The 16,547-nt window shown below is 73.6% G+C and carries 13 protein-coding genes; 7 read left to right on the top strand and 6 right to left on the bottom strand.

Annotation, left to right across the window (positions count from 1 at the left end):
- The first annotated feature begins 13 nt into the window (after window positions 1–13).
- Together ACZ55A_RS00835 and ACZ55A_RS00830 are read left to right on the top strand one after the other, a co-directional pair.
- Entirely contained in the window at window positions 14–1,939 is a 1,926-nt protein-coding gene (locus tag ACZ55A_RS00835; protein WP_468831078.1) for a helicase-associated domain-containing protein, read from the top strand.
- Between the two features lie 345 nt (window positions 1,940–2,284).
- A complete protein-coding gene (locus tag ACZ55A_RS00830) occupies window positions 2,285–4,399 on the top strand; it encodes a tetratricopeptide repeat protein (protein WP_468831075.1) in 2,115 nt (704 codons plus the stop codon).
- Window positions 4,400–4,435: 36 nt separating this feature from the next.
- On the opposite strand, the gene ACZ55A_RS00825 is transcribed toward ACZ55A_RS00830, so the two are convergent.
- The gene (locus tag ACZ55A_RS00825) at window positions 4,436–6,151 is read right to left on the bottom strand and encodes a CDP-glycerol glycerophosphotransferase family protein (RefSeq protein ID WP_468831072.1); all 1,716 of its coding nucleotides are present in this window, start codon (window positions 6,149–6,151) and stop codon (window positions 4,436–4,438) included.
- Between the two features lie 357 nt (window positions 6,152–6,508).
- The gene (locus ACZ55A_RS00820; protein ID WP_468831069.1) at window positions 6,509–8,077 is read right to left on the bottom strand and encodes an FAD-dependent monooxygenase; all 1,569 of its coding nucleotides are present in this window, start codon (window positions 8,075–8,077) and stop codon (window positions 6,509–6,511) included.
- Window positions 8,078–8,800: 723 nt separating this feature from the next.
- Between ACZ55A_RS00820 and ACZ55A_RS00815 the strand changes: the two genes are divergently transcribed.
- From ACZ55A_RS00815 to ACZ55A_RS00800, 4 genes are all read left to right on the top strand, one after another.
- Window positions 8,801–9,742, top strand: a complete 942-nt coding sequence (locus tag ACZ55A_RS00815; protein WP_468831066.1) for a quinone oxidoreductase family protein — start codon at window positions 8,801–8,803, stop codon at window positions 9,740–9,742.
- Window positions 9,743–9,838: 96 nt separating this feature from the next.
- On the top strand, window positions 9,839–10,786 hold the full coding sequence (locus tag ACZ55A_RS00810) for an IclR family transcriptional regulator domain-containing protein (protein WP_468831063.1): 948 nt from the start codon (window positions 9,839–9,841) through the stop codon (window positions 10,784–10,786).
- 52 nt (window positions 10,787–10,838) lie between these two features.
- The gene (locus tag ACZ55A_RS00805) at window positions 10,839–11,285 is read left to right on the top strand and encodes a hypothetical protein (RefSeq protein ID WP_468831060.1); all 447 of its coding nucleotides are present in this window, start codon (window positions 10,839–10,841) and stop codon (window positions 11,283–11,285) included.
- 40 nt (window positions 11,286–11,325) lie between these two features.
- Window positions 11,326–11,964, top strand: coding sequence for a nucleoside/nucleotide kinase family protein (locus ACZ55A_RS00800; protein WP_468831057.1), 639 nt, complete (start codon window positions 11,326–11,328; stop codon window positions 11,962–11,964).
- Window positions 11,965–11,978: 14 nt separating this feature from the next.
- Here ACZ55A_RS00800 and ACZ55A_RS00795 read toward each other — a convergent pair whose 3' ends face one another.
- Entirely contained in the window at window positions 11,979–13,409 is a 1,431-nt protein-coding gene (locus ACZ55A_RS00795) for a WGR domain-containing protein (RefSeq protein WP_468831054.1), read from the bottom strand.
- Window positions 13,410–13,546: 137 nt separating this feature from the next.
- Here ACZ55A_RS00795 and ACZ55A_RS00790 point away from each other — a divergent pair, with 137 nt between their 5' ends.
- Entirely contained in the window at window positions 13,547–14,011 is a 465-nt protein-coding gene (locus tag ACZ55A_RS00790; protein WP_468831051.1) for a type II toxin-antitoxin system PemK/MazF family toxin, read from the top strand.
- Window positions 14,012–14,029: 18 nt separating this feature from the next.
- Here ACZ55A_RS00790 and ACZ55A_RS00785 read toward each other — a convergent pair whose 3' ends face one another.
- The 3 genes from ACZ55A_RS00785 to ACZ55A_RS00775 all read right to left on the bottom strand — a co-directional run bounded on the left by ACZ55A_RS00785 (window position 14,030) and on the right by ACZ55A_RS00775 (window position 16,195).
- The gene (locus ACZ55A_RS00785; RefSeq protein WP_468831048.1) at window positions 14,030–14,572 is read right to left on the bottom strand and encodes a DUF1697 domain-containing protein; all 543 of its coding nucleotides are present in this window, start codon (window positions 14,570–14,572) and stop codon (window positions 14,030–14,032) included.
- 51 nt (window positions 14,573–14,623) lie between these two features.
- Window positions 14,624–15,208 (bottom strand): methylated-DNA--[protein]-cysteine S-methyltransferase, encoded by a 585-nt coding sequence (locus ACZ55A_RS00780; protein WP_468834490.1) that lies wholly within the window; start codon window positions 15,206–15,208, stop codon window positions 14,624–14,626.
- A 93-nt stretch (window positions 15,209–15,301) separates the two neighbouring features.
- The gene (locus ACZ55A_RS00775; RefSeq protein ID WP_468831045.1) at window positions 15,302–16,195 is read right to left on the bottom strand and encodes a glycerophosphodiester phosphodiesterase; all 894 of its coding nucleotides are present in this window, start codon (window positions 16,193–16,195) and stop codon (window positions 15,302–15,304) included.
- Window positions 16,196–16,547: the final 352 nt, after the last annotated feature.

The raw sequence follows: 16,547 nt of genomic DNA, 5'->3' as shown, positions 1-16,547 counted from the left end.
TAACCTCAAGGCCGTGGAAGGTCTCGACACGCTCACCCGGTCCCTCGCCCGGCGCACCCCCGAACAGCTCGCCGCACTCCTCACCCGCCATGCCGAGCCGCTCGCCCGACGGCCCGCACCCACCGAACTCCGCGGCCTGGCGGGCGCATTGTGGTCCTACGAAACCCTCCACCACCTGGTGCTGCACCTCGACCACCCCCGGCTCCAGGTGCTCGCCACCACCGCCCGCCTCAGCCAGGAGCGCGCCGCCCAGGACGCCCCCGGCCCCGCCGCCCCCACGCCGGGCGCCGACTACCAGTCCCTGATGGCGCACCGGCTGTCCTTCGCGCAACTGGCCACCGCCCCCGTCCCGCCCCAGGACGTCTTCACCGCCCTCGGGGCCACCGGGTCCGCACGCACCGCCGCCGATGCCGCCCTGCGCGCCCTCTACGACGACGGACTCGCTGCCCCCACCGAGGACGGCGCCGTCGTCGTTCCGCCGCGCGCACCCCAACTCCTCGCCGCGCACGACCTCGGACCTTTCCTCGCCGAGGCACCCCGTCCCGTCCCGGACGACACCGCCGATCCCGGCATGCCCACCGCGGCGGTCCCCGTGACGTCGCTGCACGACGAGTCCCGGGCCGCCGCGGCGACCCTCGCCGCCACCGTGGACCGCCTGTTGTCCTCGCTGGCGACCCGGCCCGCCGCGCTGCGCAAGTCGGGCGGACTGGCCGTACGGGAGATCAAACGGCTGGCCAAAGCGGCCGGCGCCACCGAACCGCACACCCGCCTCCTCCTCGACCTCACCCTCGCCGCCGACCTGATCGCGCTGACCCGCACCCCGGCCGGCATCACCGCCCTGCCCACCGTCGCCTACGACGACTGGCTGGCCCGCCCGCCCGGCGCGCGCCTCGGCCCCCTCCTGGCGGCCTGGTCCGGCCTGTGGGCCATCCCCACCCACACCCCCTTCGGCGAGACGCCCACCGCACTGGTGCGCGGCCACGACCGGCATGCGCCCGCCCTCCGGCATGCCCTCCTCGCCGCGCTGGCCACCGTCCCCCTCGGTGCCGGCGGGCCGCTTCCGTCCCTGCCGGGCACGGATGCGGCTCAGCCGGAGGCGGGCACCCCCGGTGCGCTGCGAGGCCTCCTGACGGCAGCGGACTGGTACCGTCCGCTCGCCGTCACCCGGCAGCCGATGGCCGAGGACCGCGCCGCCCACACCCTCCACGAAGCCGCCTACCTGGGCCTGGTCGCCCACGGCACCCTCACCCCGCTCGGCCGGGCGCTGCTCGCCGACCCGCACTCCCTCGACGAACCGCTCGGCGACCTGCTGCCGCCACTGCTCGAACAGGCCCACTTCCAGGCCGATCTGACCGCCGTCGTGCCCGGCCGCCCTGGTGCCGCGCTCGCCGCGCTGCTCGCCTCCGCCGCCGACCGGGAGTCCGAAGGGCACGCCGTGACCTGGCGGTTCACCCCGGCCTCCGTACGCCGCGCCCTGGACGCCGGCCACGGTGCCGACACCCTCCTGGACGACCTCACCCGCGCCTCGGCGAACGGCGCCCTGCCGCAGCCGCTGCGCTATCTGATCCAGGACGCCGCCCGCGCGCACGGCCGGATGCGGGTCCTGCCCGCCGCCTGCTGCATCCGCTCCGACGACGAAATCCTCATCAAGGAGCTGGCCGCGCACCGCGCCCTGAGCGATCTCACCCTGCGGGCCATCGCCCCGACCGTCCTGGTCAGCGGACGCCCGCCGGCCGCCACCCTGGACGCGCTGCGCGCCGCGGGCTACGCCCCCGCCCTGGAGTCCGACACCGGCACCACCACCGTCGAACGGCTCCCCGCACACCGCGCCAAGGCCCCCGCCCCGACCCGCGACCCGCACGCACCGCTCGCCCTCGCCCAACGCCTCCTGGGCCTGCCACCGCAACCTCAGGAGGCCGGCCCGGCCGGCAGCGCCTGAGCCGTCGGCCGGCCCCGCGGCCCGTGGCGCGGCGGCTGCTCGTCCTCCGTGCCGCCCTGGCGTGTCAGATACCCCCTGTTGACCACCTTGGCGATGGCCCCACAGCCGTATCGCCTTGACGCGGTTGCCAGCGACGGCGATCGAATTTCGTCCCTGCGCTGAGCGCATCCGATCGAATGTGGACCGGATGTGATCCAGTGGCGGAGCGGGGCACCGGCCCCGGCCGTCACCGCCGCTGCGTTGTCAGTGCCGTCAAGTAGCGTTCTGGCGTACGGAGTCGATCCGGCGGATCGGGCGGACCGACGGCCGTAACGGAAGGGCGAGGTCGACGTGGGGGAGCACGGGGTGGCCGACGACGGGGTACGGAACGAGTTGGGCGGCACCGCACACGGGCCGGTGGTGCAGGCCGGGGCCATCCACGGCGATGTGCGCTTCGAGGTGAAGCGTCCGGAGGTCCCGGTGCCCCGGCAGGTGCCTGCCGGGGTGGCCCGGTTCGTCGACCGTGCGCCGGTGATCGAGGCACTGAACGGTTCGGTGGGCGAGGCCGGCGGGGTCGCCGTGCTCAGCGGGCTGCCGGGGGTGGGCAAGAGTGCGACGGTGCGCAGATGGGCGCAAGGGGAGCGCGGCCGGTTTCCCGGTGGGGAGTTCTATGTCGACTTCGCCGAGCTGCGGGCCCAGGTGGGCGGCGATGTCTCGGCCGGAGTGAGCCGCTGTCTGCGCGCGCTGGGCGTGGAGGACCGGTATCTGCCTTCGACACTGGGCGAGTTGACCGGCATGTTCCGCAGCTGGACGGCCGACGAGCGGGTGCTGATGGTCCTCGATGACGTCACCGAGCCGGCGCAGGTACGGGCGCTGATCCCGGGTGCACCCGGCAGCGTCGTGCTCGCCACGAGCCAGGGCACGCTCGGTGAACTGCTGGGCGACGGAGCGCGTCTGCTGCCGCTGGAACCCCTCACCGACGCGCACGGGCTACAGCTGCTCACGCGGCTGTGCGGGGAAGAGCGCCTCATGGCGGACGGGCCGGCCGCCGCCGAACGGATCGTGGCGCACTGCGGCGGGCTCCCGGTGGCGCTGCATGTGGCCGCCGCGCGGCTGGTGATGCACCCAGGGTTGTCGGTCGAGGCATTCGGCGATGAACTGGCCGATGACCGAAGCCGGTTGAGCGCGTTGCGCAGGGGAGGCGAGCGGGTGGTGGCGACCGTTTTCTCGGTGGCGTATGCGGGGTTGCCGGAGCGGGCTGCACGGCTGTACCGGGCGCTGGGGCAGTATCCCGGGCGTCGCTGGGACGCCGGTGCGGCGGCTGCCGCTGCCGGGACGACGGTCCCGCAGGCGGCCGAGCAACTCGAAGTGCTGGAGGCGGCGAGCCTGGTCACGGTGGCGGCGGACGGCCGGTACGACTTCCACGACCTGGTGCGGCTGCACGCCAGGGAGCAGGCCGCCGCGGAAGGGACGGAGGCCGAGCGCACGGCCGTCGTGCGCAGGGTGGTGGACCATCTGCTCACCCGGGCCGCACACGCCGATCTGGCCGTCATGGGGCGCCGGATGCGTATCGGCCGGTACGTCGAGCGCCTGGGCGAGACCGACCGGTGGGCCGCCTTCCGGGACCGCTCGGAGGCGCTGGAGTGGCTGGACGTCTGGCGTGCCGAGCTGCTGTCCGCCCAGCGGGCCGCCGCGGACCACGGATGGCACCGCCCCGCCTACGAGCTGGCCGAGGCGCTGACCGCCCTCTACCTCAACCGCCGGTACCTCAACGACTGGGTGGTGTCCGGAGAGCTGGGCGCCGGACAGGCTGCGGCGGACGGCAATGCAGCCGCCGAGTCCCGGCTGCGTGCCCTGCTCTCCCGCCCCCTGATGGACCGCGACGAACTGCCGCGGTCCCGCAGGGAACTCGAGACGGCCGTCGCCCGGGCCGACGAGGCCGGCGATGTGCTGCTGCGCGCCTCCGCCCGCGAGTTCTACGGCCGCTACTGGGACCGCTGCGACCCCGACCGCGCCGTCCGCACCTACGAGGAGGCGATGACGCTCTACCGCGCCGCGGGCGACGCGCGCGGTATCGCCATCGGCCGCTACTTCATGGGGTGCGCACAGCACGCTGTCGGCCGCACCGACGACGCGTTCACCACGCTCCAGGACGCCTACGACGGGTTCATGGCGCTCGACGACCGGCGGATGGGAGCGCGCGCCCTGGCCGCCCTCGGGGGCGTGCAGCGCACGCGGGGCCGCACCGACGAGGCGGTCGCGGCCCTGGAGGAGGCCGCCCGGATGCTGCGCGAGCGTGGCGCCGTCCATTACGAGGCCCAGGTGTGCGAGGAACTGGCCGAGTTGGCCGAGGAACGCGGCGACCGCGAGCAGTGGCGGCAGCATCTCACCCGGGCGCTGGAGATATACGAGACCGGCGGTGGACCGCGCGCCGTGGAACTGCGCCGCCGACTCACGGAGAACGAGGGGATACCTGAGTAGAGGGCGCGGGGGGGGGGTCCGGGGCGGTGAGTCCGCTCAGTGTGGTCGCCGGGCGGGCCGGGCGAGGCTCAGCTCGGCGTCCTCGGTGCGGCTGCCGAGCGTGAGGGTGATGAAGCCGTCCAACGGGCGCCGGGTACGCAGCAGGGCGTAGACGGCGGCGGCGAGCACGGCGGGATCGGTCAGAAGACCGGTCGCGGACACCTCGACCGTCCGGCCGTCGCGGAGCCCGACGCGGCAGCCGCGCCCGCCGAGGCCCACGGCGGCGAGCAGGCAGCCGGGGTAGCGGGCCAGGGTGCCCTGGATCCACCGGTCGGCAGCGACGACGGTGGCGGCCGGATCGCGGCGGACCAGGACCGATGCGCTCTCCGCCGACCGCCGGTCCCGTTCGTCGTCGGCGCAGGAGAGATACCGGAACGGGCCCTCGGGAACGTCGGTCCGTTCAACAGGGGAGAAGGAGTCGACGACGGCGGGGCTGCGCTCGACCGACACCCGCGGGCCCTCGGGCCCCTCGGCGATGGTGACGGTCACATACGTCGCGGTGACCTGTTCCGGGTGCGCCAGCGGTACGGGCGGTTCCGGGGCCCGGCGTGGCGGCGGCGGGCCGGGCGGCTCGGGCAGGTCCAGGAGGTCGTAGACGGCGGTACGGATCAGGTCCAGGGCACGGCCGGGGGCGGCGAAGGCGCTCTCGCCGAGCTTGTACAGCCGGCCGAGGGTGTCGTCGTCCGCCGGCTGTGGGGCGTGGAGGACGCGTTCGATCTGCGGTCGCAGCGGTGCCCCGGGCACGAGCCGCGGCGCGAGACGGCCCAGCTCCGCCATGGGCGTGCCGGGCACGGCCTCGTCCTCGCCGAACGCGCCGAGCAGCAGGGGCGTTCCGAGCGCGGCACCGTAGAAGGTGACCGAACCGTGGTCACCGATCAGGAGGTCGGCGGCGAGCAGGGTGGCCTGCCAGCCCGCCGTCGGCGGGATGCTCAACAGCCCGGCGTCATGGGCGGAATCGAGGAGGGAGTGCAGGGCGTGGCGGCCATGGGCGGAGGTGATGTTGGGGTGGGTGACCAGCGCGACGGCGTAGTCGTCCAGGGGCAGTTCGGCGAGCAGCCGGGCCGGGAGCGCGGGATCCCGGCCCAGGAGCGAACGGCCGCGCCAGGTCGAACTCAGCATGATCAGCCGCCGGCCGTCCGGCACACCGAGGGCCCGGCGGTATCCGTCGCGCAGATCCCGCCCGTCGCACAGGGCGTCATAGCAGGGATCGCCGACGAGGAGGGTGCGGCCGGCGGCCGCGGGGTGCGCGGCGGCCAGCTGGGCGGCCTGGTCCGGGTGCGAAATTGCGAGCCGGGCGCGGCCACTGCGCAGCAGGGCGTCCGGGACGACCCCGGCCAGCCGGTCCTGGTTGCTGCGGGAGTCCGGGACGAGCTTGTGGAAGCCGACGCCGTGCGGAAGGACCAGGACGGGGGCGGTGTGGTGTGACGCGGTGAGGTCGGCGTTCTCGGACGCCGTGATGATCAGGTCGGGGGTGATGCAGGGGAATTGGTGCCAGGGGAGGATGCGGGCGCCGGCCGCGCGCAGCAGTTCATGGACGCCGTCGTTGAAGGCGGAGGTGGGGTCGTAGGCGAAGACCAGAGAGATGCGCGGGTCGTCGCGCAGCACCGGACGGAGGACATCGAGCACCCGGACTGTCGAGGTGACGGTGCGCGCCACGGCCACGACGGTGCGCTCGCCCGCGAACGTCCGCCAGCGCTCGGAGTCCTCGCCCACGGGCACCCGCAGTGGCGGTATGAGGCCCCCGTGCCCATGCCCGTGGCCGTCGCGATGCCCGTCGCCGTTGCCGTCACGGTCACCGGCACACGGGCACCCGCACCCGCCCCCACCCGCACAGGCGCTCGCGGCTCGCGGCTCGCGGCTCGCGGCTCGCGGCTCGCGGCTCGCGGCTCGCGGCTCGCGGCTCGCGGCTCGCGGCTCGCGGCTCGCGGCCATCCTGCTGCTAGCGCGCACCACCGTTGTCCGCAACCCCCTGACGGTGATCTGAACTGTCTCTGGCGCCCCTACGGTAAAGCAGCGGCGGTACGCCCGGACGGTCAGGTGTGCGGGGTGCGGACCGCTCCACGGCCGGCCTCAGTCGTCGGCCGGTTTCCGCCGGCTCGCCCCGCTGATGCGCCGTAAGGCCGACGGCCCGAAGCCGAGTGGCCGGGGGAGGCGTCTGGCGGCCGCAGGGGGTGCCGAGAGGGCGGGCGTGGCAGTGGCCGCCGCAGGAGGCCGGGGTGCGGTGGCCGAGGAGGGACCGGCCGCGGCCGGCGGGAGCGGTGGCACCGGCACCGGTGCCGCGGGCCGGTCCGGCGAACCGTCGGCCGCCGGACGCGTCCGGGCGGTACGGCCCCGGAGCAGGCCGAGCGCGGCCGACGGGTGCAGGAACGGGGCCGTACGGGCGGAGGCGGTGACGACATCCGCGTACGCGCGGCAGACGGCCGGGCGGCCCGCCGCGGGGGAGCCGAAGGCCTCGCCGGTGGCCAGGGACCACGGCTCCTGGACGATACCGCCGATGGCCCGCTGGACCTTACGGGCGAGGGCCGGATCGTCCATCCCGTGCCGTCGCAGCGCCTCGCGGAGTGCCGCGGCGCTGTGCGCGGCGATGGACAGGCCCTGGCCGAAGTCGGGGCTGAGCGAGACCACGGCCCCGCCGAGCGCGATGAACCCCGTCGGCCAGCACGGCAGTTGGGCGAAGCGCCGCCGCCGGTTGGTCGTGTCGCGGGACAGCCGTACCTCGCTCAGCGGTTCGGCGTCGGCGATCAGGTCGCCGATGGCGGAGTCACCGGTGCGGCGGGCGAACGGCACAAAGCGGCCGGCGTGTTCGGTCGGCCGGTCGTCCCCGCTGCCGGTGAGCGTGACCAGCCAGCGGCCGCCCTCGATCGGGACCAGCGTCGCCGTCCTGCCGGGCAACGCGCGCGCGGGCCCGGCAGGGCCGGAAGGCGCGGTGGCGAACACCGAACGGGAGGTGAGCACCGGGTGGTTCGCGGTGCCTTCGGGGGCACGGAAGATCCGGGTCGCAGAGACGATGCCGGAGTCTGCGAGGTCTTCGCACGCGGTGGGCAGCCCCAGCGCCCGCAGCCGGTCCTGGGTGGTGGAGTGCCGGCCGGTGGCGTCGACGATGAGGTCGGCATCCAGGCGGTACGTCTCGCCGGTCGTGGTGTCCCGGACCCGCACCCCGGTGATGTGTTCCGCGGTGCCGGTCAGCTCCTCCGCCTCGGTTCCGTCGAGGACGCTCACCCCGGGGAGGTCCGGTACCAGCCGGCGGACGCCCCGGTCGAGCAGATCGCGGGAGCAGGCGATCAGATACGGCGCGCGGCGCCTGCCTAACCAGCTCTGCGGTGCGCGGACGGCGAGCTCCGCCGGCACCGGAACCCGCCGGGCGCCCTCGGCCAGCCAGCCCTCGACACAGCCGGGCAGCAGGGCATCGACCATCCGGGCGCCGTCGGCGGCCAGCAGATGGGCGTGCCGGGCCTGCGGAAGATCCGTGGGCAGGGCGGGCGTCCTCGGCAGCCGGTCCCGCTCGACGACGATGACATCGGCATGCCCGGACAGCGCGGCGGCGGCGAGCATGCCGGTGAAGCCGCCACCGAGCACCACCGCGAGGTACGGGTGGGTGAAGTGCAGCCCGCTGCTGCTCGGGTCGCTCGGTGCGTTCATGGGCAGTCCCTTTCTCGGCGGCGGAGCACGGTCCCCCGGCGGGAGCGGGACACGTCCAGAAAGGGCGGTGCCGCATACGGTCGGGAATGTCGGCGCGCGGCGGCGATGACGGCGTCGGTGGCGGCCGTGAACGAGGCCGTCAGCGCGGACGGCAGGGACGCGGAAGCGGTCCGCAGGATGCGCAGAGGTGCTGGTGGAAGCGGTAGTGCTCGTTGTGGGTCCCGGCAGGCCGGCGCATATGCCGGCCTGCCGCCCCCCGATCTCCCCATCATGATTCCCCCTCAGGCCGTGCCCGCGTCGCCCCGCGCACGGCCACGTCCTCCGCCACCCGCCCGTATCACCGGGTGCGGTGGGTGAGCGGCACTGCCTCGCTGAGCGCGCTCTGCCCCTGGGGACGCAGCCGTCACATCTGGTCAACGGCGGACACTTTTCCGGATCGTAGGCGGCGGCGATCACATCCGGTAGCCAGGTTTGAGCGAGGGATGTGTGAAAGCCACCCCGGGCATACCGAGGGGTAGATCCGAAGCAAAACGCTGCAATGGGTGGAAATCGCTGGGCTCGTTTCTCGCGTCGCGAGAAAGCGGGCGGAAAATTCTCGTGAGGTGAGGGGCGGGAGCACCCGAATCGCCGCATGGTTGGCGCGAAATGATCGGGTAACGGCGGTCCGGGCGGCGCCGTGCCTACCCTGTGCGGGCACCGCACTGGAGAACCTGAGGGAGAGTCGTGCGCGCGATTGTGATGCGAGAATTCGGCGGCCCGGACGTGCTGCGGCTCGAGGACGTGCCCGAGCCCGGCCCCCGCGGCGGCCACTCGCTGGTCGACGTGGTGCTGGCCGGCATCAATTACGCGGATGTGCACGTACGCGGAGACTCCTACCTGGCGCCCGTCGAGCTGCCGTACACACCCGGCAACGAGGTCGTGGGGACCCTGGACGGCCGGCGCGTCGTCGGGCTGTGCCGCGGCGGCGGATACGCCGAGCGGGCGCTGCTGCACCGCCGCGTCACCTGGGACGTGCCCGACGAGGTCAGCGACGAACAGGCCGTCGCGCTGGCGTTGCAGGGCAACAGCGCCTGGCATCTGCTCTTCACCTCGCTGCGGATCACCAAGGGCGAGACGGTCGTCGTACCGGCCGCCGCGGGCGGGGTCGGCTCGCTGGCCGTCCAGCTCGCCGCGCGCGCCGGCGCCCGGGTCATCGGCCTCGCCGGCTCTGCCGAAAAGCGCAAGCTGGCACAGGAGTTGGGGGCCCACGCGGTCGTCGACTCGACCGCCGAGGATCTGACGGAGCGCATCCTGGACGCGGCGGGCGGCCCGGTCGAGGCGGCGCTGGAGATGACCGGTGGCCGCACCTTCGAGCGGACCCTCGCGGCGGTCGCCCCCCGCGGCCGGCTCGCCGTCTACGGATTCGCCGGCGGCGAGCTGGCGAGTGTGCCGACCCGGCAGCTGATGGAGCGGTCCCTCACCGTCTCGGGCTTCTGGCTGCCGCAGCTCTACGCGGACCGTACGGCGCTGCCGACGTCCATGAAGGCGCTGTTCGACGCCGTCGTCGACGGCTCCCTCAAGCCGCTGACCGGCGCCGCCTTCCCGCTCGGTGAGGCGGCGCGGGCGCACCACGAGCTGGCCGCCCGCACCCGGGCCGGGAAACTGGCCCTCGACGTCGCCCGATAATTCCGGTAGCCCGGGCCGCCGGACGGGCACAACGGTCCGTACGCACAACGCCGTGCGCCTGCGGGCGCGGAACACCGCCACGGGAGAGAGCACACGATGGGCAACAGCACCACAGCGTCGGGATCGTCGGCCTCGGCCGCCGCGCCCGCCTCCGCTTCGGGCACCACCGCCACGGCGCCGGGCACCCCGGGCCGCCCCAAGGGCACGCGCCAGACGGCCAAGACGGCCAAGACGGCCGCGTCCGCGGGCCCCCGGGCGTCGGGATCCGGCCATGCCGAGCGGGTCTTCCTCGTCCAGACCGCCTTCGCCGAGCTCGGCGGGTCCGCCCATGGCCCCGGTGAGATCGCCGAATTCACCGGCCTGGACGACTCCGTCGTCTACCGCATCCTGCAATCCGGTATCTACCAGCGGATCTTCGAGCGGGTCGACCGCGGCCTCTACCGGCTGCGGACCTCGGCCGCCCAGCTCGCCTTCACCGCGCTCGACCACCGCCTCGACGGCGCGCAGACCGTGCTGCGTGAACTGCGGACGGCCACCGACGGCGGGCTGGCGTTCCTCTACATGGTGGCGCCGTTCTCCGGCGCACAACGGCAGTGCGTCGACATGGCCGTCGGCGACTCCGACCTCGCGGAGCTGGGCATGACACCGCGCGATGTGCTGTCCGTGACGCGCTCCCTGCGCACCGGCGCCTCCGGCCGGACCATCCTCGCCTACCTGCCGGAGGTGCTCCAGCAGCGGGTGCTGGCCGAGCCCGTACCGGACCAGGCCGGACCGGGTGTCTACCGGGACAACGACGCGCTGGCCGAGTCCCTCGCCGAGGTACGCGACCTCGGCTACGCGCTCGGGTACGAGGAGTGCATGGCCGGCTGGAACTCCTGTGCCGCGCCGATCATGTGGGACGGCTCCATCATGGGCGCGGTCCTGCTGCTCAAGCAGAAGTCCGTGATGCCGGTGGCCCCCGCCGGCGTCATCGAGGCGACGAAGGAGGCGGCGGCCGTGCTCAGCCGCTACGGAGCCGCCCGTCCGGACGCCGGCCAGGCTTGAACCGCGGTAACAGCGGGCACAATGAGGCACCGACCACGCACAAGGGGGTCCGATGGAAGCGGAGTTGGCCGCGCTCGCCGCGGCGGGCGCGACGACGCTGGTGCAGCAGATGGCGACGGACGGCTGGGCGACGGTCCGCAGCCGGATGGCGGCCTTCCTCGCCCGGCGCCGGGGCACCGGGGACGAGGAGGCGGCCGAGGGCGAACTGGACCTCTCGTACGCCGACCTGATGGCCGCCCAGGGCGACCAGGACGCGGCGGCAGGGGTGACCTCGGCCTGGCGGTTCCGGTTGCAGCGGCTGCTGCGCGAGGACCCGGCCGCGGCGGCCGAACTGCGCGCCCTGCTCGATGAGGTGGCGCCCAGGGCAGACCCGGCAACGGTGCGGGAGGTAAACAACACCGTCAGCGGCACTGTCCGGAACGGCCCCGTGATCCAGGCCGGCGTCATCTCCGGCGGCTTCATCTCTCCCACCTACTCACAGCCGCCGCCCTCCGACTAGGCACTGCGCCACCCGCCGCACCGCCGGGCACAATGGCGGGGTGCGGCTCGAAGCGATCACCTGGGAACGGCTCACCGACGCGCTCGCCGAGCGCATCGACACGTCGACGGCGAAGGACGGGGGCCCCTGGCTGAGGGTGGGCCTTGACGGGGCCCCCGCTGCCGCGCCCGGCGAGCTGGCCGACCGGCTCGCCGAGGCGCTGCGGGTCCGGGGGCGGGCGGTGCACCAGGCAGGCACCGCGGGCTTTCTGCGCCCCGCCTCCCTGCGGCTCGAATACGGCCGCGAGGACCCTGACGCCTACCATGACGAGTGGTTCGACCGGCAGGCGTTGTGGCGTGAGGTGTTCCAGCCGCTGGAGCCGGGCGGCACCGGGCGGGTGCTTCCGGACCTGTGGGATCCGGTGGCGGACCGGGCGACGCGCAGCGCATACGTGACGCTGCCGCCCGGCGGCGTTCTGCTGCTGCACGGCCCGCTGTTGCTCGGCCACTGGTTCCCCTTCGATCTCTCCGTCCATCTGAAGCTGTCGGCGGCCGCGCTCGCCCGCCGTACCCCGGAGGCCGAGCGCTGGACGCTGCCCGCATTCGCGCGCTACGAGGCCGAGACCCGGCCCGAGGAGGCGGCGGATGTCGTGGTGCGGGCCGACGATCCCCGCCGGCCGGCCTGGAGCGGGCCCGCCTGAGCGGCGGCCGGGCCTCAGACGAGCTGCCGGATCTCGCCCCGTACGCGGTAGAACCCGCCCGAGGCCGCCGACAGGTCGTCGACGACATACCGCGCACCGGCCCGGCGTATATGGCGTGGGAACTGGACGTTCCAGGACGGCTCATAGCCGTCGGAGACCACATGGACCCGCAGCCGGCCGCCCTCCTGCACACACTCGACCACGATCCCCGAGGCGGCCGCGGACGCCACCGTCTGCACCGTGGCGGACGGGGCGTAGGTGGGCAGCGCCGCGGCCGACTTCACCTCCCGGGCCACCGGCACCGTGCCCTGCCGGGCGGCGTCGACGGCCGCATCGCTCGCATCGACGCAGACCAGGGACCCGTCGGTGGTGACCATGTACAGCTTCTCGTCCAGATACTGCATCGACAGCGCCGATCCGCCGCCGGTGCCCAGCTTCCACAGGCGGGTGCCGTCGGCGGCGAAGCAGTACACCGAGGACGCCGAGTCACCGGCGAAGACATAGCGGCCGCCGGGGGCCGTGGCGCAGGAGTAGACGACCGTGTCGCACTGGTACGTCGCCTCCAGCGCCCCGTCGGCCTTCGCCAGCCGCTGGACGACCCGCCGGTCGGTGCCGGCGTACACCGCGTCGTCCTCCTGCCAGCCGAAGAGCACCGCACCCTTGGTCGGGGCGTGCCACAACTCGCCGCTTCCGTCGGCGGAGTAGGCGGTCACGCCGCGGCGGTGGCCGTGGTAGACGGCGTGTTCGTCCCGTCGCACCATCCAGGCGTGCTCGCCCGGACTGCGCCGCGACCACTGGTACTCGTCCTCGTGGTCGATGACCGTCAGCCCGCCGCTGCGGTCGGCGACGTTGAGGATGCCCTCGTGGATGTCCAGCCAGAAGATGTCGACGTCGGGCGCGATGCCGTAGGCGGCGAAGGGGAGCTTGGAGGAGAGGTCGTAGACCGTGCCGTCGTCGCAGCCCGCGTAGATCCAGAAGTCGTCCGCCACCAGGCACTTGACGCCGTCGGGGAGCTGATAGCGGGCCAGCACCTCGCCGTCGTGGCCCAGCGTGTAGACATCGCCGTTCTGATTGCCGACCCAGCAGCGGTCCTCGGCAATGTGGATACCGAACGCCGCGGCGCCCGTACGGAACCGCCACAGCACCGGCGCCACCGCGCGGGCCGTCGACGGCGCGGAGGAGACCTGACGTCGCGTCACCGGGCGGGCGGCGCGCTGCCCCTGGACGGCCGGGGCGTAGCCCTTGCGGACCTTCTCGCCGATCTTCTTGGCGGCCGCGGCCTGCGCCTTCTCCCGGGTCGGGAACGACGAGGTCTGCTGCTGGCCGGCCGCGCCGATGCGTCCGTAGCGCACCGAGACGACCGTGCCCTGCACCGTCACCTCGTAGAACTTGTGGGCGCCGCCGCCCTCTTGCGACAGCTCCAGATACGTCGTGTTCCCGGACATGGTTCTCCCTCCCCCGGGCGGCCCCGACGGCCGACCCCCGTTGCTGAAAACCGTACGGCCGACCACTGACAACGGCCGTCGGAGGCCGACCGCGGACCGCTGACCGCGGTGCCGGAGGCGGCGGTTAGCGTGGGGGCGTGACGAGTTCATTTCATGCAGATGCCCCCTCCGAGGCCGCGCTGCCCGGCAGCCAGGGGCCCAGCGCGACCGTCGAGGCCCACCCGCGCTCCGTGGGCAGCGTAAAGATGTCCTATGCGCCCGATCCGGACGGCGACCCTGACCCCGGCGAGATCGTCTGGACCTGGGTGCCCTACGAGGAGAACGACGGCCGGGGCAAGGACCGGCCGGTGCTGGTCGTCGCCCGGGAGACGGGCGGGACGCTGCTGGCCGTACAGCTGTCCAGCAAGCGGCACAACAACGACCGGGAGTGGGTCCCCATAGGGGCCGGCCCGTGGGACCGCGCCGGACGCGACTCCTGGGTCGCCGTGGACCGCGTGCTGCGGGTGCACCCGGCCGGGATGCGGCGCGAGGCCTGCGCACTGGACCGGGGCCGCTTCAACCTGGTCGTCAACCGGCTGCGTGAGCGCTACGGCTGGCGCTGATGGCGGCGACGGGAGGGCTCAGGCGTCCGCCAGGGCCAGGAGCTTGGTGACGGTGTTCCAGTTACGGGCGGTGGCCGTCACCCCGAGCGGGGCGCGGCTCACCTTCTCGGCGAGCTTGGAGCGGCCGATGCCGGCCGGGCACCACAGATACAGTTCGCGCCCGATCAGCCGGAACTGATCGGGCGCGAACGCGGCCGCATCGAGCGCGTCCAGCCGCGAGGTGTCGGCCGGCGCCGCCGACAGAAACGTGACATGCAGGCTCTTGGGCTCCGCCACGGCCTCCGGGAACGGGTTCGCCGCGACCGCCGCGGCCAGCTCGTCGCGGGTCCGCACGACGACCGGCACGCTCAGGCCCAGGTCGGCGCCGATCCGGTCGTGGAGCACCCGGGCCGTCTCCTCCGGGGGCGTGCCGGGGTCGGCGAAGACGAGATTGCCGGTCTGCAGCAGGACGGAGACGTCCTCGAAGCCCAGGGACTCGGCCAGCTCCAGCTGTCTGGCCTTGGGGAAGGAGTTGTGGCCTCCGACGTTGATACCGCGGAGCAGGGCGATCTGACGGGACATGGCGCTGCCATTCGTAGGAGCGGACTCGGCGAGGGCGGACGACGGTCGGAATCAGAAGAGCGGAGCGGGCAGCACACCTTCGAGGGCCAGCAGCAGGCGCTTGGTCTCCAGACCGCCGCCGAAGCCGCCGAGCCCGCCGTCGCTGGCCACGACACGGTGGCAGGGGACGACGACCGGCAGCGGATTGGAGCCCATCGCCGCGCCCACCGCGCGGGCCGCGCCGGGCTCACCGACCCGGTCGGCGAGGTACTGATAGCCGACGACGCTGCCGTAGGGGACGTCCTCGGCCAGGGCGTGCAGGACGCGGGCGTTGAAGCCGGAGGACAGCGACCAGTCCAGGGGGACGGTGAAGGACCGCAGCTCCCCGGAGAAGTACGCGGTGAGCTCGGTGGCGGCCGTCCGCAGAGGCGGTATCTCCGGGAGCGGCGGTCCGCCGAAGAACTGCTCCAGACGGGTCAGCGCGCGCCGGGTCGTCCGGGCGTCGGCGTGGAAGGCGACCTGGGCCAGGCCCTCCCGGGTCGCGGCGAGCAGCAGCGGACCGATCGGGGTCTCCAGACGCGTCCAGGCCCAGTCGCGCCGGCCCGCGGTCCCGGTTGCCGGCCCGGCGCCCCGCTCGGCGGCCTGCTCGGAATTCATCACCTGATCAGGGTAGGACGCCCCACTGACAACGCGGCGGGGAACGGACCGGCGGCCGGCGCCGGACCCGCTCCCCGCCGGGGCGCCGGACGCTCAGTCGTCACCGTCCTCCTGGTCCTCCAGCGCGTCCCGCACCACATCGGGCTTGTTGGTGATGATGCCGTCGACGCCCAGACCGGCGACCTTCAGCGCGGTGGCCGGGTCGTCGACGGTCCAGGTGTAGAGGTCCAGCGGCCGGCGGTGCGGGCCCCTCAGTCTGTGCACGGCGGCGACATACTCCGGGGTGACCGCCGTGTGGACGGGATTGATCTGGTCGCAGTACTTCGCGAACTTCGGGAGGTCGGCGACGGACGGATTGCCGAGGAAGCCCGTCTTGATGTCCGGCCGGAGCGTGTGCACGGTCTTGATGGTGTCGGCGTTGAAGCTCTGGATGATCAGGCGGTGCCTGACGTGGTGCCCGTCCAGCCAGCCCGCGCGGCGCAGCTCCCTGAGGGTCTGGCGCTCGATGCCCGGATAGAGCTCCGGGGACTTCAGCTCCATCAGGAGGCTCTGGTCGTTGTCCTCGACCTCGTCCATGTAGTCCTCGAGGGTCGGCACCCGCTCCCCTTCGAACTTCGGTCCGAACCAGCTGCCCGCGTCGAGCTTCTCGATCTCCTTGAGGGTGAAGTCCGAGACGTTCCAGGGCGAGCGGTTGGGGAAGACCTTCTTGACGTTGGTGGTCCGGGCGAGCGAGTTGTCATGGAGGATGACCAGCTCGCCGTCCTTGGTGCGCTGGACGTCGTTCTCGACCCATTCGATGCCGAGCCGGGCGGCGGCGTCGATGGCGGCGAGGGTGTTCTCGGGCGCGTACGCCGAGGCCCCGCGGTGGGCGACCGTCTCCGGAGTGTGTCCGTGCGGTACGGCCAGGGCGGAGGTCGTGGAGAGGACGAGCGCGGACAGACCCATGAGCACACCGGCGGCAGCGGTGGCAACGGGGCGGATACGCATACGGACTCCTCGTGACGTCGTGGGCGTGGAGCGGACGGGAGTGACGTGGAACGGGGCGGACGGGCAGAGGTTCGCAGCCGGGCCGTAGCAGGAGGCGGTCGTGCGGTGGCCGGGTGCTGAACGAGAAATGGCCGGTCTTCCGTGCGGAGCGTCGCGCAATTGCAGGATGCCCGGAAAAGCCGTGCAACAGACGTACGCCCCGACGCCGTCCAACTTGCCGGAGCCGCGGCATCCGCGCATCTTGGCCGATGATGCGTCACCCGTCGTGATTCTGAACGGTTTTGATGACAGGTAGGGGAAGGCAGGCCGCCACGGCCGCGCCGCCTACCGCGTGCGCAGCCCTCACGGGCCG

Source organism: Streptomyces sp. NPDC034111 (assembly GCF_055575375.1).
The sequence above is the reverse complement of the archived record's forward strand: the minus strand, read 5'-3'. Positions and strand labels throughout refer to the sequence as shown.